Source organism: Agrococcus sp. KRD186, from assembly GCF_017168255.1.
In the GTDB taxonomy this organism is placed as follows: domain Bacteria; phylum Actinomycetota; class Actinomycetes; order Actinomycetales; family Microbacteriaceae; genus Agrococcus.
In genome coordinates this window covers 2,422,215-2,439,349 of the sequence record NZ_JABFAP010000001.1, presented here as the reverse complement: position 1 = coordinate 2,439,349, position 17,135 = coordinate 2,422,215, and the positions used below count along the sequence as shown (strand labels likewise).

The following is a 17,135-nucleotide window of genomic DNA, read 5'->3' as shown; positions in this document are numbered from 1 at the left end:
GGGCGCCTGGCCGTGGGCGGGGGCCGGCGCGTAGGGTCGAGAGGTGCTCGAGATCCTCGACTTCGTGCCGCACGCGCCGGTCGGCGCGGCGACCATCGACGCCTACGAGGGGCTCGTGCCCGAGGAGATCGTCGAGCTCTGGCAGCGCTACGGCTACGGCTCGTTCGGCGAGGGCTTCGTGCGGCTGATCGACCCGCACGCGTACGAGGGGCGCATCGGCAACCTGCTCGGCAAGATGATCGGCGAGGGCTCCGCGGTGCCGATCATGGTCACGGCGCTCGCCGACGTGGTGCTGTGGGAGCCCGACCGCGGGGTCGCCGGGCTGCTGCTGCGGCAGCGGCGCGCCGTGGGCCTCGGCTCGCGGCCGCGCACCCTCGTGCAGCTGACGGCCAAGCACGGGGCGGCGCACCTCGCGCGCGCCTTCGACTGGGCGCCCTACCCGGAGGCGGTGGCGCGCCACGGGGTGCCCGCCTACGATCAGGTGCTCGCGCACCTGCCGCGGCAATCGGACGAGCCGGCGCCGACGCTCGACGCGCTCGAACTGCACCCGGCGCTGACCGCGGTGGAGGCGCTGCTCGACCGCCAGGGACCGATCCTGCACTGACGCACGGCCGAGCAGTGCCAGGCTGGAGCCATGCGAGCCACCATCCTGCACGGGCCCGGCGACATCCGCGTCGAGACCTGGGCCGACCCATCCGTTGAGCGCCCCACCGACGCGATCGTGCGCGTCGTCGCGGGCTGCGTCTGCGGCTCCGACCTGTGGCCCTACCGCGGCGCGAACCCCGCCAGCCCGCCGAAGACCATCGGTCACGAGGCGATCGGCGTCGTGGAGGCCGTCGGCGCCGGCGTCGAGCGCGTGCGCGAGGGCGACTTCGTCATCGTGCCGTTCAACCACTGCTGCGGCCGCTGCGTGCACTGCCTCGCCGGGCAGACGCAGGGCTGCGTCGAGCTGGCGATGACCGCGAGCGGGCAGGCCGAGCTGACGCGCGTCACGAACGCCGACGCCACCTGCTTCGTGCTCGACGAGGCGCCCGACGCCGCGCGGCACGCGGCCGTGCTCGCGCTCAGCGACGTGCTGCCCACCGGCTACCACGCGGCCGTCTCTGCGGGCGTCGCCCCCGGATCGACCGCGGTCGTCGTGGGCGACGGCGCCGTGGGCCTGTGCGGCGTGCTGTCGGCGCAGCGGCTGGGCGCCGAGCGCATCATCGCCCTCAGCCGCAACCCCGAGCGGCAGCGCATCGCGACCGTCTTCGGAGCCACCGACCTGGTACCAGAGCGCGGCGACGACGCCGTCGAGGCCGTGCTCGCGCTCACGAACGGTGTGGGGGCGGATGCGGTGCTCGAGTGCGTGGGCACGGGCGAGTCGATGCAGACGGCGTTCCGCGTCGCCCGCCCGGGCGCGACCGTCGGCTTCGTGGGGGTGCCGCACGGCACGGAGATCCCGTGGCCCGCCGCGTTCCGCAACAACATCGGGCTGCGCGGCGGCATGGCGCCGGTCGTGCGCTACCTGCCCGAGCTGGTGCCGGCGGTGCTCGCGGGCGAGCTCGACGCATCCGCCGTCTTCGATCTCGAGCTGCCGCTCGAGCAGGCGCCGGAGGCCTATGCGGCGATGGACGAGCGGCGCGCGATCAAGGTGCTGCTGCGCCCCTGAGTGCTGCGGCGCCCTGAGTGCTGCCGCGCCCCTGAGTGCTGCCGCGCCCTGAGTGCTGCCGCGCCCCTGAGTGCTGCGGCGCCGAGCGGGCCAATCCGGGAGCGACAGCTCGCACCGGAAACGCCAAGCGGCCCGCATTGCGAGATGCGGGCCGCTCCTGCTGCCGTGGACCGGTTGCGCGCGGTCCCGTTCCGGCACCGAGGACCCGTTAGGGATCTCGGGACCCGTTGCGGATCTCGGGACCCGTTGGAACCAGCCCGCGGTCGGCGATGGACCGCTTGCGGATCGGGGGTCCCGTTCGAACGGGTCCCCCGATCTCGAAGCGGTCCAGCTGCCCCACGAACGCGATGCAGTCTCGGGCGCGAGACCGGCTCCATCACTTCGCGCCGACGGGCTCCGGGGCCGGGTCGCCCGCGAGCGCCGTGCGGGGCTCGTCGATCGGTGCGAGGCCGGCCTCGACGCGCGCGCCCAGGTCGGCGTCGACGCTCTTCCAGTACTGGATCGCCCGCGCGCGGATCTCGGGGATGCGCGTGGCGCCCACGTGGCCGGTCACGTTCGCGATCATGCGCTCGCGCTCGGCGTCGGTGAACACCTCGCGGTAGAGCGTGCCCGGCTGGCCGAAGTCATCGTCCTCCGGGTGCAGGGTGTGGGCGACGCGCACGAGCTCGCCATCGTTCTGCCACCCTGCCTCGTCACCGGCCGCAGCCGCATCCGCCGCCGGTCCGCCGAACGAGTTCGGCGCGTAGACCGGAGCCGAAGCGGAGCGGAAGCCGTACCGCATGCCGCCGTCCTTGTGGTAGCTGTTGACCTCGGCCTGCGAGCGGTTGACGGGCAGCTCGGTGTGGTTGACGCCGATGCGGTAGCGGTGCGCGTCGGCGTAGCTGAAGATGCGGGCCTGCAGCATCTTGTCGGGGCTGGCCGCGATGCCGGGCACGAAGTTGGCCGGCGAGAACGCCGCCTGCTCGATCTCGGCGAAGTAGTTCTCGGGGTTGCGGTTCAGCGTCATCGTGCCCACCGGGATGAGCGGGTAGTCGGCGTGCGGCCACACCTTGGTGAGGTCGAAGGGGTTGAAGCGGTAGGTCTTCGCATCTTCGTAGGGCATGACCTGCACGTGCAGGCTCCACGACGGGTGCTCCTCGCGCTCGATCGCCTCGTAGAGGTCGCGGATGTGGTGGTCGGCGTCCGAGCCCGCGAGCTGGTCGGCCTCCGCCTGCGGCAGGTAGTCGTTGCCCTGGTCGGTCTTGAAGTGGTACTTCACCCAGAAGCGCTCGCCCGCGGCGCTGATCCACTGGTAGGTGTGCGAGCCGAAGCCGTCCATGAAGCGCCACGACTTGGGCAGGCCGCGGTCGCCCATCAGCCACGTCACCTGGTGGGCCGACTCGGGCGAGTTCGTCCAGAAGTCCCACTGCATGTCGTTGTCGCGCAGGTTCGAGCCCGGCAGGCGCTTCTGCGAGTGGATGAAGTCGGGGAACTTGATGCCGTCGCGGATGAAGAAGACGGGCGTGTTGTTGCCGACCAGGTCGTAGTTGCCCTCGCTGGTGTAGAACTTCAGCGCGAAGCCGCGCGGGTCGCGCCAGGTGTCGGGGCTGCCCTGCTCGCCCGCGACGGTCGAGAAGCGCGCGAGCATGTCGGTCTCGGCGCCCTGCTGGAAGAGTGCCGCCTTCGTGTACTGCGACACGTCGTGGGTGGTCACGAAGGTGCCGAAGGCGCCGCCGCCCTTGGCGTGCACCACGCGCTCGGGCACGCGCTCGCGGTTGAAGTGGGCGAGCTTCTCGACCAGGTAGTGGTCGGTCAGCGCGATGGCGCCGTCCGGGCCGACGGTCTGCGAGTGGGCGTCGCTCGCGATCGGTGCGCCGACGGCGTTGGTGGTGGGAGTCGTCATGAACCTCGTCCTCTTCGTCTCATGTGCTTGCTCGTGTGGTCAGTGGCTCTGGGCGCGGCGGGGCCGCGCGTGCCCCGGTGGCGGGGCGGATGGGCTTCGTCGCCCTGGGTCTGCTGGGTGCGGTCGTGCGGGTTGCCCGCACGCGCCGCGGGTCAGGCGGTCGCGGTGGTGGCGGCGGCGGTGGTCGCGTCCGCTGCGACGCAGTCGCCGCAGAGCCCGACGAACGTGACGTTCGCCGCCTGGATGGTGAAGCCGGCCGGCGCCTGCGCGTGCAGGCACGGCGCCTCGCCCACGACGCAGTCGACGTCCTCGACGCGGCCGCAGCTGCTGCAGACCGCGTGGTGGTGGTTGTCGTCGATGCGCCGCTCGTAGCGGGCTGCGGAGCGCTCGGGCTCGAAGCGGCGCACGATGCCCGCGCTGGTCAGGTCGGCCAGCACGTTGTGCACGGACTGCACGCTGGTGTCATGGCCGCGCTCGACGAGCGCCGCGTGCACGTGCTCGGCATCGGCGTGCGGCAACTGCTCGAGCAGCTCGAGCACCGCGAGGCGGCCCTGCGTCACACGCAGGCTCCGTTCGCGCAGCAGCTCGACATCGGCCTCGGTCATGCTTCGACCGTAGCAGTTATCGTGAACAAGTCAAAACAATCGCACGAGTCGTCGGCGCACTCAGCCCTCCGCGACGACCGGCCGCCCGGAGCCCTCGTGCCCCCACTCCGACCACGAGCCGTCGTAGACAGTCGCCTCGCGGCCGGCGATCGTCGCGGCGAGCGCGACCACCGCGGCGGTCACGCCCGAGCCGCAGCTGGCGATGATCGGCCGCTCCCCCGCCGCCTCTCGCAGCCGCTGCGCCAGCGCGTTCGTCGGCAGCATGCGGCCCTCGGGTGCGAGCGCTCCGTAGTGCAGCGAGATCGCGCCGGGCATGTGGCCGGCGCGCACGCCCTCGCGCGGATCAGCCTCCTCGCCGCTGAAGCGGCTCGGCGAGCGGGCGTCGAGCACGTCGGCCTCGCCCGAGGCGAGCGCCGCGGCCGTGACGTGCGCGTCGACGAACGCCGACGCATCCCACCGCACGGTCACATCGCCGGGCGCACCGGTTGAGGCTGCCACTGGCGCGAGCGGATGCCCTGCCTCGGCCCAGGCGGGCAGGCCGCCGTCGAGCACGGCGGCGTCGATGCCCGCGGCGCGCAGCATCCACCAGGCGCGGGCGCTCGAGTAGATGCCGGCCGCGTCGTAGGCCACCACCCGGTCGCCGGCGCGGATGCCGATCTCGCGCAGCCGCTGCTCGAACCGCGCCGGCGGGAGCATCTCGTGCACGCCCACCGGACCGAGCCCATCCGCCGCATCCTGCCGCGAGAAGTCGCCGTCGATGTCGAAGCGCACGGCGCCGGGGATGCCCGCCTCCGGCAGCGGGTCGTCCGTGCCGGGCGGTGCCATGGACGCATCGATGACCACCAGGCCGTCCTCCCCGAGGTGCTCGGCCAGCCAGTCGACGGTGACGAGATCGCGCATGCCACCCATCGTGCCAGCCCGCCCGGGCGGTGCCGTCAGCGCTGCTCGTCGGGGAACGAGGTGATGATCTGCCCGCTGCCGAGCCCGACGCCGACCGTCACCATCCACGAGCGCTGTGCCTCGCCGCCGTCGACGTACTCGACCAGCACGTCGTAGTTGACGATGTCGTCGCGGTACGACTCCACGCGCGTGGGCTGCTCGAGCGCGCGGTCGATGGCGAAGACCGCCACGTCCTCCCACTCGGCGTCGACGAGCTGCGCGAGCTCGCCGAAGTCGCCCGTGTGGCCGTCGGCGATGTGGCGCCAGCCGGCGCCGGATGCGTTGCCGCAGGTCAGGGTGGCGTCGCCGGCGGTGACGTCGAGGGCCGGCCAGGCGGCCCGGTCGAAGACCTCGTAGGCGGTGCGGCCGGCCTCGCCTTCGCAGTCGGCGCCCGGGTCGACGTCGTCGGCGGCCGGATCGAACACGCGGCCCTCGGCGGTCAGGTGCGGGCCGCTCGGTGCAGGCTGCCCGGGCGCCTGCTGCCCGGTCGCCTGCCCGTCGTCGCCGGGCTCGCTCTGCGACGTGCCGGCAGCGGTCGCGCCAGGCTGCGTCGTCGCGGCCGGCGTCAGCGAGCCGCAGCCGGTCAGCAGCGCGACCGGCATCAGCAGCGCAGCCGCCAGCAGCGGCGCGCGCCTCACGGCTCGAAGCCCTCGCGCTTGTGGAGGTCGGCCGATGAGCGGCCCTTGGGCTTGATGGTGAGCATGAGGGTGGCGATCAGCAGCAGCGCGGCGATGAACCCGATGCCGCCGAAGATGAGCGCGAGCACCACCTCGCGCACCGTCATCAGCACGATGAGGCCGATGAAGATGCCGACGCCCGCGGCGAAGACGATGTACTCGAAGGGCTTCAGCTTCTGGCGCCGGGTCGGGTCGCCGGATGGGTTCTGGTTGCTCATGCATCGCTCCGCTCGATCGTGGGGGTGCGTGCCGGGCGAGCAGAGAGGGCCGCGACCGCATGGAAGACGCCGACGATGACGGCGTAGGCGCCGAGGAATCCGACCAGGCTGACGGGATCGCGCAGGAACGCGAAGACCAGGCCCAGCAGGATCGTGAAGCCGCCGACCGCGAGCCAGTCGCGCGCCAGCTGGCGCGTGCGCGGCTCGGTAACCGACCGCATCCGCACCCATCCCTGCAGCTCGACGATGCCGGTGGGGATCGCCCAGAGCGCGACCGTGAGGCCGAGCACGGCAGCGGTGGGGGCAATGATCGCGAGCGCGGCGGCGACCACGGCCACGACGCCGCTCCAGATCGCGACCACCAGCGGCCAGCGGCCCGCGCCATCCGGCACCCGTCGGCGGCTGATCCACAGCGCGGCGGCGGTGCCTGCCAGCAGCACCGCGAGCGCGATCAGGCCGACGACCGGGGTGTGCAGCTGGATGAACGGCAGCGGCAGCCCCACCGCGAGCGCGGGGACGGCTCGCATCGCAGGGAGGCGCCAGTGCAGCTGCCCCTGCGAGGTGCTCGGCGTGGCGGTCACGGGTCTCCTCACGGTTGCCTCCATCGTACCGGCGCGCGCGGCGTAGCCTGGCGGCATGACGCTCGAGACGCACCGCCCGTTCATCGAAGACCTCTACCGCGAGCTGCACGCGAACCCCGAGCTCTCCAACCGAGAGCACCGCACGGCCGCGCGCATGGCCGAGCTGCTGCGCGAGCGCGGCTTCGAGACCCACGAGCAGGTCGGCGAGGCCACCGGCGTGGTCGGCGTCCTGCGCCGCGGCGAGGGGCCGACGGTGCTGCTGCGCGCCGACATGGATGCGCTGCCGGTCACCGAGGCAGCGCGCGTGCCCTACCGATCGACCGCCACCGACGACTTCGAGGGGCAGGCGACCGGCGTCATGCACGCCTGCGGCCACGACACCCACATGGCCGGCCTGCAGGGGGCGCTGGCGATCCTGGCCGAGCAGGACGACTGGTCGGGCACCATCGTCGCCGTCTTCCAGCCCGCCGAGGAGGTCATGCAGGGCGCGGCCGGCATGCAGCGGGCGCTGCGCGAGCTGCTGCCCGGCGGCATCGACGTCGCCCTCGGGCAGCACGTCATGCCCGGCGCCGCGGGCGAGGTGCAGACCACCGCGGGACCGATCATGGCCGCGAGCGACCACTTCATCGTCACCGTGCGCGGCCGCGGCGGCCACGGCTCGCAGCCCGAGAAGACCATCGACCCGATCGTGCTCGCCGCCAGCATGGTCGTGCGGTTGCAGACGATCGTCTCCCGCGAGGTGGCGCCGGCCGACCGCGCCGTGCTCACCATCGGCACCTTCCACGCCGGCATCAAGCAGAACATCATCCCCGACTCTGCGCGCTTCGAGATCAACATCCGCACCTTCGAGCCGCGCGTGCGCGAGCGGATGATCGCCGCGATCGAGCGCATCGTGCAGGGCGAGTGCCAGGTGGCGGGCGCGCCGCCGGCGACCATCGAGACCGGCGACGTCGCGCCGCTGACGGTCAACGACGCGGATGCGGCTGCGACCGTGGGCGCGGCGTTCGACGCCGCGTTCGGCGCGGCCCACGTGCCCTCGCCGCAGTACCTGGGCTCTGAGGACTTCAGCTACCTGCCGGCGGTCTGGGGCGCGCCGTACGTGTTCTGGATGTACGGCGGCTTCGACCCAGAGCTGGTCGCGCAGGCCCGCGAGCGCGGCACCTTCGACGTCGAGATCCCCTCGAACCACGCCCCCGACTTCATCCCGGTCATCCAGCCAACGCTCGACACGGCGACCACCGCGATGGTGGCGGCCGCGCGCGCCTTCCTCGCCTGACCCGGCAGCGGCATCCGTCGCGTTCGTTCGAATCCGGAATGCCCGGGCGCCCAGACTCGTTGTCTGATCTCTGGTGCCCGATGACGCGTGCCGTGACCCACCCATCGACACGTCAGGAGACCTCATGTCCGCACGCCCCCAGATCGGCATCATCGTCGGCAGCACCCGCCCCGTGCGCGTCGGCCGCACCGTTGCCGACGAGGTCGTCACCCTCGTCGAGGCCGCCGGGGCCGACGCCGTCATGCTCGACCTGCGCGAGATCGGCCTGCCGCTGCTCGACGAGGCGATGACGCCGGCCACCGGCGTGCGCTCGAACCCGCACACCATCGCCTGGGCCGAGCAGATCGTCGCCCTCGACGGCGTCGTGTTCGTCACCCCCGACTACAACGCCGGCTACCCCGCGGCGCTGAAGAACGCCATCGACTACCTGAAGGCCGAGTGGGTCGGCAAGCAGGCCGTCGTCGTCTCCTACGGCTGGGCCGGCGGCCGCTCCGCCGCCGCGCAGCTGCACGCGGTGCTCGACCACATCGGCCTCGTGCGCTCGGGCGACGGCGTGCGCATGCCGTTCGAGGGCGCCGACTTCGACGAGTCGCAGCGCCTGCTCGACGGCCGGGCATTCGTCGGCCGCTCGATCGACGAGTTGCGCGAGAGCGTCGCCGGGCTGGTCGCCGCATCGGCGAGGGAGCTCGTCGCGGCCTGAGCCGCGCCATACAAGATGTGCACGCCGCGGCGTCGCCTCGCGCACCACCCCCCCGGGAACACGGGCTGCCGCGATCGCTCGCGTGCACATCTCAGCAGCGGCCCACCGCACGCATGCATAGGCTGAGGCCATGATCGCTGTCATCCTCGCCTTCTCCGACGACCCCGCCCGCCTCGAGCTGCGCCCCGGCCACCGCGAGCGCGCGGCCAGCCTGCACGAGCAGGGGGTGCTGCTGGCCGGAGGGCCGTTCGAGGACCAGACCGGCGCGCTGCTGCTGTTCTCCACCGACGACATGGCGGTCGTCGAGGCCGCACTCGAGGACGACCCGTACTACTCGGCCCCGGGCGTCGAGGTGCGCACGGTGCAGCCGTGGACGATCGCCACCGGCGGGATCCCGGGACGGGACTGATGACCGAGCGCCTCACGACCGACCTGCTGGTCGTCGGCTGGGGCAAGGGCGGCAAGACGCTCGCCCGCGCGCTCGGCAGCGCCGGCCGCCGCGTCGTGCTGGTCGAGCGCGATGACGCCATGGTCGGCGGCACCTGCATCAACATCGCCTGCGTGCCGACCAAGGCGCTCGTGCACCAGGCCGAGCAGCGCCGGCCCGAGGACGACCCCGAGACCTACCTGGCGCAGGCGATCGCGGTGCGCGACGGTGTCGTCGGCCGGCTGCGGGAGGCCAACCGGCAGCTGCTCGCGACCGTCGATGCCGTGACTCTCGTGCGCGGCGAGGCCGCGTTCACGGGCGAGCGCACCGTGCGCGTGACCGGCGGCGACGAGGAGCTCGAGATCGTCGCCGAGCACGTCGTGATCAACACCGGCACCGAGCCGCGCCTGCCCGGCATCCCGGGCGAGGACGGCCCGCGCGTGCACGACTCCACGTCGATCCAGCATCTGGGCTCCGTGCCCGAGCGGCTCGCGATCGTCGGCGCCGGCACGATCGCGCTCGAGTTCGCGAGCATGTTCGCGCGCTTCGGCAGCGCCGTGACGATCATCGCCCGCGGCGCCGGCATCCTGCCCGAGGAGGACGACGACGTGCGCGGCTCCATGGAGGAGGCACTGACGGATGCGGGCGTCACGGTGATGACGGATGCCGAGACCCGCCGCATCGACGACGACGGCAGCGTCGCGACGGTGGTCACGAGCGCCGGTGAGGTGCAGGCGGAGGCGGTGCTGCTCGCCACCGGGCGCACGCCGGCGACGACCGAGCTCGACCTCACCGCCGGGGGCATCGAGACCGACGAGCGCGGCTTCGTCACGGTCGACGACCGGCTGCGCACCAGCGCCGACCGCGTCTGGGCGGTGGGCGACGTGAACGGCGGGCAGCAGCTCACGCCCATCTCGCTCGACGACTTCCGCATCGTCAAGTCGCAGCTGACCGGCGACGCCGGTCGCAGCCGAGCCGATCGGGTCGCGGTGCCGACCACGATCTTCACCACGCCACCGCTCGGCAGGGTCGGCCTGACCGAGCGCGAGGCGCGCGAGCAGGGCCGCTCGGTGCTCGTCGGCGCCAAGCCGGTCGTGAAGATCGCCGCCATGCCGCGCCCCAAGGCGGTGCAGGAGACCCACGGCATCATCAAGCTGGTGGTCGACGCCGACAGCGATCTGGTGCTCGGCGCCGCCCTCCACACCGTCGACGCGCAGGAGGTCATCAACCTCGTCGCACTGGCGATGCGCGCCGGCGTGACCGCCGCCGAGCTGCGCGACGGCATCTGGACGCATCCGTCGTCGACCGAGGCGCTCAACGAGGTGCTGGGCGAGCTGGCGTAGTCAGCGCCGCACGCCGAGCCGCGACAACACCCGGTCGGCGAGCGGCTTGCCGCCGGTCTGGCAGGTGGCGCAGTACTCGAAGGTCGAGTCGGCGTAGATCACCTGCCGCACGGTGTCGCCGCACACCGGGCACGCCTCGCCTTTGCGGCCGTGCACGCGCAGGCCCTGCCGCTTCTCGGCCTTCAGCGACGCGGCCGTGACGCCCATCGCGCGCTCGACCGCCTCGCCGAGCACCTGCCGCAGCGCCGCGTAGAGCCGGACGACATCATCGGACGGCATGGAGGCCGGGTGGAACGGCGACATCCTCGCCGCGTGCAGGATCTCGTCGGAGTAGGCGTTGCCGATGCCCGCGACGCGCCGCTGGTCGCGCAGCACGCCCTTGATCTGCGCGCGCCCGGCGTGGGCGAGCACGGCAGCGAAGCGCTCCTCGGTGAAGGCATCGTCGAGCGGCTCGGGCCCGAGCGTCGCGATCGACATGACCTGGTCGGGGTGCCGCACCACGTGGATCGCGAGCCGCTTGTGCGTCGCCTGCTCGGTGATGTCGAAGCCGTCGCCGCCCAGCTCGGCACCGGGCTGCCGGTCACCGGGCTGCCCGGACGCCCCAGGAGGCTCGAGCATCACCCTGGCTGCCAGTGGACCCCTGCCGCGGCCGGCCGTCGGCCGCGGCGATGCCTCGCGCCAGCGGATCCAGCCGGAGCGGGCGAGCTGGATGACCACGTGCAGGCCGCTGTCGACCGACAGCAGCAGATGCTTGCCGCGCCGGCCGGTGCCGGTGACGGTCGTGCCGCGCAGGGCGTCGACGGATGGGTCGTAGGTCTTGAGCGCGGCGATCTCCGTCACGTCGACCCGGCGGATCGCACGGCCCCGCAGCCGCTCGCCCAGATCGGCGGCGAGCGCCTCCACCTCGGGAAGCTCAGGCATGGGAACAGTGTGCACTCGGCCACCGACGTCCGAAACGCCAGATCCTGTGTGAGAGGGCTCTCACATTCCCCTCCTCGGCGCCTCACGGGCGGTCGGCAGAGTGAGTGTCAACGCAGCCAGCCCGGGAGCAACCAGGACCCAAGCATGAGGAGGAACCCCGTGAAGAACAAGTGGATCGCAGTCGGCAGTCTCAGCGTGCTCGGCCTCGGCGCCATCGCCACCAGCGCGGCGGGCGTCGCGAACGCCGTCGAGCTGCGCGACGCCGAGGGCAGCGTCGTCGAGGCCAGCCAGGTGCGCGGCGACCTGCTCGAGCGCGGCACCGTGGCCATCACGGCCACCGACGACCACGCCTCGGTCATCTCGGCCCAGTCCGCGCAGTCGGCGCAGTCCGTCCAGTCGGCGCAGTCCGTCCAGTCAGCCCCCAGCGCGACCTCCGCCCAGTCGCCGGTCTCGGCGCCCTCGGCCCAGTCGCCCGTCTCGGTGCCCTCCGCGAATTCCCCGGCGTCGGCGCAGTCCGCGGGCTCCGTCGACTGACGCGAACCGCCGCACGCGAAGAGGTGCCCCGCCGATCGGCGGGGCACCTCTTCGCGTGCGGCAGGGCTCGGCTCAGGCGTCCTTGAGCTGCAGCAAGCGCGCCTGCCCCTCTTCGCGCATGTCGACCAGGCTGTCGCGGGCGGTGATGAAGTCGGTGAACGACTTGTGGCCCAGCGACTTCTCGTTGAAGACCGGGTCCATGCGCTTCATCTGCTCCTTCACGACGTTGGCGTGCAGCCACTCGTCGTCGGTCTTCTGGTGCAGGATGCGCAGGGCACGCTCGAGCAGGCCGGTGGCTGCGTCGCCGCGCTGGTCGGGCGTCATCGCCACCTCGTCCTGCTCGGAGGCGACCGACGCGCTGGTGGCGCGGCGGCTGCGACGTGCCGGGGCCGGGGCGGCCGGCTCGTCGGTGGAAGCCTCTGCCGCTGCTGCCTCCGCTGCCGCCTCGGTCGGCGACGCTGCTGCGTCGGTCTCCGACTGCTTCGAGCCCTTGCCGCGGCCCCGTCGGCTGCCCTTCGCGGCGGTGGGCGCTGCTGCTGCCGGCTGGGGGTCGGGCTCGGGCTCCTCGAGCTGCACCGGCTCGATGCCCGGCAGGGCGTCGTAGTCGGCGAACTCGTCGCAGGCGGCGGCGAGCGACTTCGAGGTGCTGCCGGCCACGCCGATGCCGACGACGTAGCTGCCGAGGCGCTTCGCGCGCTGGGCGAGTGCGATGTAGTCGCTGTCGCCGGCGACGATCACGACGTGCGTGATGGCCTCGAGGCGGAAGAGGTCCTCGACCACGTCGATCGCGAGGCGGATATCGGCGCCGTTCTTCAGCGATCGGGTGGTGGGGAACATCTGCACCAGGTCGACGGCGCGGGCGAGCAGCTGGTCGCGGTAGGCGGCGTGCGCCGGCACCGACCAGTCGGCGTAGGCGCGGCTGAGCACGATCGAGCCGAAGCTCGAGGCGTAGTCGATGATGGCACCGAGGTCGACGGTCGCCTGCTGGAAGCGGGTGCGCACCTTGGAGTCGCGGCCGTCGGCGGGCAGCGTGCGCACCTTGTCGGCGTGGAAGGCGCCGCGGCCGTGGATCTGGTCGTAGCGCGAGATGAGGATGTTGTCGAAGTCGATGTAGACGGCGACACGCGCCTCTTGGTCAATGGGCATGCGGCCAGTCTGTCAGGGTGCGGCCGCGATTCCCTCCGGCACGACACGCGCGGACCCCGCGGCAACGCCGACGGCGAACGGAGGTTGCGGGGACCCGCGCAGGCACGGCATCGTGGCGGACTCACCGACCGGAAGGAGCGCCATGCTCACCTTGACCGAGAACGCCCAGACCGTGATCACCGGCATCGTCGATGGCGCGCAGGCGCCGCAGACCGGCGGCATCCGGATCTCCCAGGACATCGAGGGCTCCGGCCTCAACGTCGCCGTCGCCAATCAGCCGGAGGGCGAGGACCAGGTCGTCGAGTCAGCCGGCGCGAAGGTCTTCCTCGACCCGCAGGCCGCGATCGCGCTCGACGACAAGGTGCTCGACGCATCCGCCCAGCCCGATGGGCGAGTCGACTTCGCCATCGGCCAGCAGGAGTAGTCCCGAATCGCGGTGCCCCCGGTCAGGCGACCGGGGGCATTGCTGTGCGTCGCTCGAGCGGTAGCGTCGGGGGCATGAGCTTCGATGACGTGGTGCAGGTGCTGGATGAGACGCATGTCGTCGCCGTCGTGACGACGAGGGCCGACGGCGAGCCGACCGCCACGCCGATCTGGTCGATGGTCGTGGATGGCGTGCCCTATGTGCGATCGGTCAACGGACCAGAGGCCTGGTGGTATCGCCACGTGCGAGCGGGCCGGCCGGTCGCGTTCGCGCTCGCCGACGGATCGATCGCGGAGCGCGACCGCGACGCCGCGCTGGAGCTGCCGCGGGAGACGGTCGCGACCGAATACGTGCCCGTCGACGACGAGATCCAGCAGCAGATCGACGACGAGCTGCGCCGCAAGTACTCGTACAGCCCCGAGTCCGTCGACGCCATGCTGAGCGACGCTGCCCGCACGTGCACGCTGCGAGTCGTCGCCACCGCCTGACCCCTGCGGACCCGCGCAGGGCGGCATCGATCAGTACCGCTCTCAGCCGCGCGGCTGCCACGGGTCGTGCAGCGTGATGCCGAGTCCGTCGAAGTCCGCACGATTGCGCGTCGCGAGGTCGTGCCCACCGGCGAGGCAGATGGCGGCGATCATCCCGTCCTCGACGCTCATGGGCCGACCGAGCCGCTCGCGCTCGGCGCGCAGCGAACCCCAACGACGAGCCGCGGCGCGATCGAAGCTCAGCAGACGGTCGGCCGCGGCCTCCTCCATCCGATCGATCGCGGCCTGCAGCGCATCGCGTCGTCGTCCAGCGGCCAGTCGCTGCACACCGAACTGGAGCTCCGCGAGGGTGATCGCTGTGATCGCAGCACGGTCGGCGTGCTCACCCAGCCACTCGATGACGCCAGGATCGGGCCTCGGCCGCAACGGCTCGGAGAGCACGTTCGTGTCAACGACGATCACGGGAAGTCCACAGGGCGCGGAAGCGCACGCTCAGGAGGCGTGAACTCGAGCTGGAGCTGATCGACGTCGCCGAGCCAACCCTGGATGAAATCGACCCGCACGCCGACCGCATCGTCGAGGATCTCGCGCACCTCGGCCTCCATCGACCGATCATGCTCTGCGGCGCGAGCCTTGAGTGCACGCCGCGTCTGCTCAGACAGGTTTCGGATCGTCAAGGTCGCCATCGTCGCACCTCCTGCTAGCAATGCTAGCAGGATCGCCTCATCCCTCGACGGGCGGTGGCGGGCCGTAAGGTGCGCCGCCGAAGGGCGTGCCGCCGGGCGGCATCGCGGGTGCGCCGGGCATGCCGCCGCCGTCGCTCGGGCCCATGCCGGGAGCGATGTCGGCGAAGCGCGCGAGGTGCCCGTGGAAGGCGACCGGGATGGTCTTCGTGGGCCCACCGCGGTGCTTGGCGACGATGATGTCGGCCTCGCCTGGGCGGATGTCGCGGTCGTAGGCGTCCTCGCGGTGCAGCAGCATCACGATGTCGGCGTCCTGCTCGATCGAGCCGGACTCGCGGAGGTCGCTGATGGCGGGCTTCTTGTCGCCGCGCTGCTCGGGACCACGGTTCAGCTGCGACAGGGCGATGACCGGCACCTGCAGCTCCTTGGCCAGCAGCTTGAGCGAGCGGGAGAACTCCGAGACCTCCTGCTGGCGCGACTCGACCTTCTTGCCGCTCGTCATGAGCTGCAGGTAGTCGACGACCACCATCTTGAGGCCCGCCTGCTGCTTGAGCCTGCGGCACTTGGCGCGGATCTCGACGAGCGTCAGGTTGGGGCTGTCGTCGATGTAGAGCGGTGCGTCGTTGATGCGGCCGCGCACCTGCGCGAGCGTCGTCCAGTCGCGGCCCTCGATGGCGCCCTTGCGCAGCTTCTGCAGCAGGATGTTCGACTCGGCCGAGAGCAGCTTCATGGCGATCTCGGTGCGACCCATCTCGAGCGAGAAGAAGGCCGACGGCATGTCGTGCTTGATCGACGCCGAGCGCACGAGGTCCATAGCGAGCGTCGACTTGCCGAGGCCCGGGCGGGCGGCGACGACGATCAGCTGGCCGGGGTGCAGGCCATTGGTCAGCTCGTCGAGCTCGCGGAAGCCGGTCGGCACGCCGGTCATGACGCCGTCGAGACCCTTGGCCGCTTCGATCTCCTCGATGGCCATCTCGACCGCGATGCTCAGCGGCACGTAGTCCTCGGACTGGTCCTCGCCCATCACCGAGTAGATCTCGGCCTGCGCATTGTTGACGAGGTCGGTGACCTCGCCCTCCGAGGCGTAGCCCATCTGCACGATGCGGGTGCCTGCCTCGACGAGGCGCCGCAGCACGGCCTTCTCGGCCACGATCTCGGCGTAGAAGCCGGCGTTCGCCGCCGTCGGCACCATCGAGGTGAGCGAGTGCAGGTACTCGACGCCGCCGGCGCGCGAGAGCATCGCCGTCTTCGTCAGCTCGTCGGAGACGGTGATCACGTCGGTGGGCTCGCCGCGCGAGTACAGCGAGAGGATCGCCTCGTAGATGATCTCGTGCTTGGGCTGGTAGAAGTCGGGGCCGCGCACGGTCTCGAGGCAGTCGGCCACCGCGTCCTTCGACAGCAGCATGCCGCCGATCGCCGACTGCTCGGCGAGCATGTCGAACGGAGGCGTGCGCTCGCTGTAGCGGCCCTGGTCGAGGCCGATCTCTGCAAGATCCGTCATCGCTGCTCCCTTCGACTCGACGATGCCGCACTCCACCCACAGCGATCGAGCATGGCGATCGAGAGAGGGAGCCTCGCACAGGCTAGGAGTCGCTGAGGCGCGCGTCGAATCGCCCTGTGGAGAACGCTGTGGAGGACTGTGGACAACGCCGTGCGAACCGGGCTCCGACGCGCCGAAGGCCTGTGCATAGACCTGTGGGATCGCGATCAGGAAAGGGCCGTAAAGCCACTCTGACCGGGCATTCTCGATTCCACAGGCGGTGGGGAAACAGAAGACTGAACTGCACGTTGAAGGTTGTCGTCCCCCATGAGGGTTTGACACGCATCCGCCCTCGTGCAGAACGAGCAGAGGGCCCGCATCCATGACGGATGCGGGCCCTCGACTCGTTCGTCGCGAACTACTTCGCGGCGACCACCTTGAGGGTGATCGTGGCGACGATCTCGTCGCGCAGGCGAGCGACAGCCGTGTGGTCGCCCACCGAGCGGATCGGCGTCGGGATCTCGATGACGCGCTTGTCGAGGCTGCCGTGACCGGCGGCCTCGACGGCCTCAGCGATGTCCTTCGTCTGGATCGAGCCGAAGAGGCGGCCCTCGGCGCCGGCCTTGGCCGGCAGCGTCACGGGGTTCGCCTCGAGGCGGGCGCGCAGATCCTGCGCCTCCTCGATCGTGGCGTGCTCGCGAGCCGCACGGCCGGCCTTGATGGCGTCGACCTGCTTCTCGCCGCCGCGCGTCCAGCCGACGGCGAGGCCCTGGGGCACGAGGTAGTTGCGTGCGAAGCCGTTCTTGACCTCGACGACGTCACCAGCGGAGCCGAGGCCGGAGACCTCGTTCGTCAGAATGACCTTTGCCATTGCGTCAGCCCCCTCAGCGTCCGGCGCCCGAGTAGGGCAGGAGCGCCATCTCACGTGCGTTCTTGATCGCCTTCGCGATCAGACGCTGCTCCTGCACCGACACGCCGGTGATGCGACGGGCGCGGATCTTGCCGCGCTCCGAGATGAACTTCTTGAGCGTCGCGACGTCTTTCCAGTCGATGACGCCAACCCTGATCGCCTTCGCCGGAGCGAGGGGCTTTCCGCCCTTCGGGGCCCGCGGCTTGCGGTTCTGCGGCTTGCCAGCCATGTGTCCTTCTTTCTTGCTCGG

Annotated in this window: 21 protein-coding genes and 1 pseudogene; 9 read left to right on the top strand and 13 right to left on the bottom strand. The window is 71.7% G+C overall.

What is annotated here, in order from left to right; all coding sequences use genetic code 11:
- The first annotated feature begins 43 nt into the window (after nt 1-43).
- Both J1M46_RS11965 and J1M46_RS11960 read left to right on the top strand, forming a co-directional pair.
- Nucleotides 44-604 carry a GAD-like domain-containing protein gene (locus J1M46_RS11965; protein ID WP_206448004.1) on the top strand — a complete coding sequence of 187 codons (561 nt, stop codon included), beginning with the start codon at nt 44-46 and terminating at the stop codon, nt 602-604.
- Nucleotides 605-634: 30 nt separating this feature from the next.
- Entirely contained in the window at nt 635-1,651 is a 1,017-nt protein-coding gene (locus J1M46_RS11960; RefSeq protein WP_206448003.1) for a zinc-binding dehydrogenase, read from the top strand.
- Between the two features lie 376 nt (nt 1,652-2,027).
- Here the strand turns inward: J1M46_RS11960 and J1M46_RS11955 are convergent, their stop codons facing one another.
- The 6 genes from J1M46_RS11955 to J1M46_RS11930 all read right to left on the bottom strand — a co-directional run bounded on the left by J1M46_RS11955 (nt 2,028) and on the right by J1M46_RS11930 (nt 6,553).
- Nucleotides 2,028-3,533, bottom strand: a complete 1,506-nt coding sequence (locus J1M46_RS11955) for a catalase (RefSeq protein ID WP_206448002.1) — start codon at nt 3,531-3,533, stop codon at nt 2,028-2,030.
- A gap of 152 nt (nt 3,534-3,685) precedes the next feature.
- The gene (locus tag J1M46_RS11950; protein WP_206448001.1) at nt 3,686-4,138 is read right to left on the bottom strand and encodes a Fur family transcriptional regulator; all 453 of its coding nucleotides are present in this window, start codon (nt 4,136-4,138) and stop codon (nt 3,686-3,688) included.
- Nucleotides 4,139-4,198: 60 nt separating this feature from the next.
- The gene (locus J1M46_RS11945; protein ID WP_241249108.1) at nt 4,199-5,038 is read right to left on the bottom strand and encodes a sulfurtransferase; all 840 of its coding nucleotides are present in this window, start codon (nt 5,036-5,038) and stop codon (nt 4,199-4,201) included.
- Between the two features lie 35 nt (nt 5,039-5,073).
- Complete coding sequence (locus J1M46_RS11940) at nt 5,074-5,715, bottom strand: hypothetical protein (protein ID WP_206447999.1); 642 nt, start codon at nt 5,713-5,715, stop codon at nt 5,074-5,076.
- Complete coding sequence (locus J1M46_RS11935; RefSeq protein ID WP_206447998.1) at nt 5,712-5,972, bottom strand: ABC transporter ATP-binding protein; 261 nt, start codon at nt 5,970-5,972, stop codon at nt 5,712-5,714. The genes J1M46_RS11940 and J1M46_RS11935 overlap by 4 nt, the downstream gene beginning before the upstream one ends.
- On the bottom strand, nt 5,969-6,553 hold the full coding sequence (locus tag J1M46_RS11930; protein ID WP_206447997.1) for a hypothetical protein: 585 nt from the start codon (nt 6,551-6,553) through the stop codon (nt 5,969-5,971). The genes J1M46_RS11935 and J1M46_RS11930 overlap by 4 nt, the downstream gene beginning before the upstream one ends.
- A 55-nt stretch (nt 6,554-6,608) precedes the next feature.
- Here J1M46_RS11930 and J1M46_RS11925 point away from each other — a divergent pair, with 55 nt between their 5' ends.
- The 4 genes from J1M46_RS11925 to J1M46_RS11910 all read left to right on the top strand — a co-directional run bounded on the left by J1M46_RS11925 (nt 6,609) and on the right by J1M46_RS11910 (nt 10,299).
- Nucleotides 6,609-7,829: an amidohydrolase gene (locus J1M46_RS11925; RefSeq protein WP_206447996.1), complete on the top strand. Its 1,221-nt coding sequence runs from the start codon at nt 6,609-6,611 to the stop codon at nt 7,827-7,829.
- A gap of 124 nt (nt 7,830-7,953) precedes the next feature.
- On the top strand, nt 7,954-8,529 hold the full coding sequence (locus J1M46_RS11920) for an NADPH-dependent FMN reductase (RefSeq protein ID WP_206447995.1): 576 nt from the start codon (nt 7,954-7,956) through the stop codon (nt 8,527-8,529).
- 130 nt (nt 8,530-8,659) lie between these two features.
- On the top strand, nt 8,660-8,938 hold the full coding sequence (locus J1M46_RS11915; protein WP_206447994.1) for a YciI family protein: 279 nt from the start codon (nt 8,660-8,662) through the stop codon (nt 8,936-8,938).
- A complete protein-coding gene (locus J1M46_RS11910; protein ID WP_206447993.1) occupies nt 8,938-10,299 on the top strand; it encodes a dihydrolipoyl dehydrogenase family protein in 1,362 nt (453 codons plus the stop codon). The genes J1M46_RS11915 and J1M46_RS11910 overlap by 1 nt, the downstream gene beginning before the upstream one ends.
- Here the strand turns inward: J1M46_RS11910 and J1M46_RS11905 are convergent, their stop codons facing one another.
- Nucleotides 10,300-11,220, bottom strand: coding sequence for an Fpg/Nei family DNA glycosylase (locus tag J1M46_RS11905; protein ID WP_206447992.1), 921 nt, complete (start codon nt 11,218-11,220; stop codon nt 10,300-10,302). It lies immediately after the preceding gene.
- A 159-nt stretch (nt 11,221-11,379) separates the two neighbouring features.
- Here J1M46_RS11905 and J1M46_RS11900 point away from each other — a divergent pair, with 159 nt between their 5' ends.
- Complete coding sequence (locus tag J1M46_RS11900) at nt 11,380-11,754, top strand: hypothetical protein (protein WP_206447991.1); 375 nt, start codon at nt 11,380-11,382, stop codon at nt 11,752-11,754.
- 72 nt (nt 11,755-11,826) lie between these two features.
- On the opposite strand, the gene J1M46_RS11895 is transcribed toward J1M46_RS11900, so the two are convergent.
- A complete protein-coding gene (locus J1M46_RS11895) occupies nt 11,827-12,900 on the bottom strand; it encodes an NYN domain-containing protein (protein ID WP_206447990.1) in 1,074 nt (357 codons plus the stop codon).
- 142 nt (nt 12,901-13,042) lie between these two features.
- On the opposite strand from J1M46_RS11895, the gene J1M46_RS11890 reads away from it, so the two are divergent.
- Both J1M46_RS11890 and J1M46_RS11885 read left to right on the top strand, forming a co-directional pair.
- Nucleotides 13,043-13,324, top strand: a complete 282-nt coding sequence (locus J1M46_RS11890) for a Fe-S cluster assembly protein HesB (protein WP_206447989.1) — start codon at nt 13,043-13,045, stop codon at nt 13,322-13,324.
- Between the two features lie 74 nt (nt 13,325-13,398).
- Entirely contained in the window at nt 13,399-13,812 is a 414-nt protein-coding gene (locus J1M46_RS11885; RefSeq protein ID WP_206447988.1) for a DUF2255 family protein, read from the top strand.
- Between the two features lie 42 nt (nt 13,813-13,854).
- On the opposite strand, the gene J1M46_RS11880 is transcribed toward J1M46_RS11885, so the two are convergent.
- The 5 genes and pseudogenes from J1M46_RS11880 to rpsR form a co-directional block, all read right to left on the bottom strand.
- The gene (locus J1M46_RS11880) at nt 13,855-14,274 is read right to left on the bottom strand and encodes a PIN domain-containing protein (protein WP_206447987.1); all 420 of its coding nucleotides are present in this window, start codon (nt 14,272-14,274) and stop codon (nt 13,855-13,857) included.
- Nucleotides 14,271-14,498, bottom strand: a complete 228-nt coding sequence (locus J1M46_RS11875) for a FitA-like ribbon-helix-helix domain-containing protein (protein ID WP_206447986.1) — start codon at nt 14,496-14,498, stop codon at nt 14,271-14,273. The genes J1M46_RS11880 and J1M46_RS11875 overlap by 4 nt, the downstream gene beginning before the upstream one ends.
- Nucleotides 14,499-14,646: 148 nt before the next feature.
- Nucleotides 14,647-15,996 (bottom strand): annotated as a pseudogene (dnaB, locus tag J1M46_RS11870) (replicative DNA helicase); the annotation flags it as partial.
- A 397-nt stretch (nt 15,997-16,393) separates the two neighbouring features.
- The gene (gene rplI / locus J1M46_RS11865) at nt 16,394-16,846 is read right to left on the bottom strand and encodes a 50S ribosomal protein L9 (RefSeq protein WP_206447984.1); all 453 of its coding nucleotides are present in this window, start codon (nt 16,844-16,846) and stop codon (nt 16,394-16,396) included.
- Between the two features lie 13 nt (nt 16,847-16,859).
- Nucleotides 16,860-17,114: a 30S ribosomal protein S18 gene (gene rpsR, locus J1M46_RS11860; protein ID WP_206447983.1), complete on the bottom strand. Its 255-nt coding sequence runs from the start codon at nt 17,112-17,114 to the stop codon at nt 16,860-16,862.
- Nucleotides 17,115-17,135 lie beyond the last annotated feature (21 nt).

What these genes read in the sequence shown, in the direction of transcription:
- J1M46_RS11905 (WP_206447992.1), bottom strand. Translation starts at nt 11,220, where the DNA reads ATGCCTGAGCTTCCCGAGGTGGAGGCGCTCGCCGCCGATCTGGGCGAG.
- J1M46_RS11920 (WP_206447995.1), top strand. Translation starts at nt 7,954, where the DNA reads ATGTCCGCACGCCCCCAGATCGGCATCATCGTCGGCAGCACCCGCCCC.
- J1M46_RS11935 (WP_206447998.1), bottom strand. Translation starts at nt 5,972, where the DNA reads ATGAGCAACCAGAACCCATCCGGCGACCCGACCCGGCGCCAGAAGCTG.
- J1M46_RS11960 (WP_206448003.1), top strand. Translation starts at nt 635, where the DNA reads ATGCGAGCCACCATCCTGCACGGGCCCGGCGACATCCGCGTCGAGACC.
- J1M46_RS11945 (WP_241249108.1), bottom strand. Translation starts at nt 5,038, where the DNA reads ATGCGCGATCTCGTCACCGTCGACTGGCTGGCCGAGCACCTCGGGGAG.
- J1M46_RS11885 (WP_206447988.1), top strand. Translation starts at nt 13,399, where the DNA reads ATGAGCTTCGATGACGTGGTGCAGGTGCTGGATGAGACGCATGTCGTC.
- J1M46_RS11910 (WP_206447993.1), top strand. Translation starts at nt 8,938, where the DNA reads ATGACCGAGCGCCTCACGACCGACCTGCTGGTCGTCGGCTGGGGCAAG.
- J1M46_RS11915 (WP_206447994.1), top strand. Translation starts at nt 8,660, where the DNA reads ATGATCGCTGTCATCCTCGCCTTCTCCGACGACCCCGCCCGCCTCGAG.
- J1M46_RS11895 (WP_206447990.1), bottom strand. Translation starts at nt 12,900, where the DNA reads ATGCCCATTGACCAAGAGGCGCGTGTCGCCGTCTACATCGACTTCGAC.
- J1M46_RS11925 (WP_206447996.1), top strand. Translation starts at nt 6,609, where the DNA reads ATGACGCTCGAGACGCACCGCCCGTTCATCGAAGACCTCTACCGCGAG.
- rplI (WP_206447984.1), bottom strand. Translation starts at nt 16,846, where the DNA reads ATGGCAAAGGTCATTCTGACGAACGAGGTCTCCGGCCTCGGCTCCGCT.
- J1M46_RS11890 (WP_206447989.1), top strand. Translation starts at nt 13,043, where the DNA reads ATGCTCACCTTGACCGAGAACGCCCAGACCGTGATCACCGGCATCGTC.
- rpsR (WP_206447983.1), bottom strand. Translation starts at nt 17,114, where the DNA reads ATGGCTGGCAAGCCGCAGAACCGCAAGCCGCGGGCCCCGAAGGGCGGA.
- J1M46_RS11950 (WP_206448001.1), bottom strand. Translation starts at nt 4,138, where the DNA reads ATGACCGAGGCCGATGTCGAGCTGCTGCGCGAACGGAGCCTGCGTGTG.
- J1M46_RS11875 (WP_206447986.1), bottom strand. Translation starts at nt 14,498, where the DNA reads ATGGCGACCTTGACGATCCGAAACCTGTCTGAGCAGACGCGGCGTGCA.
- J1M46_RS11955 (WP_206448002.1), bottom strand. Translation starts at nt 3,533, where the DNA reads ATGACGACTCCCACCACCAACGCCGTCGGCGCACCGATCGCGAGCGAC.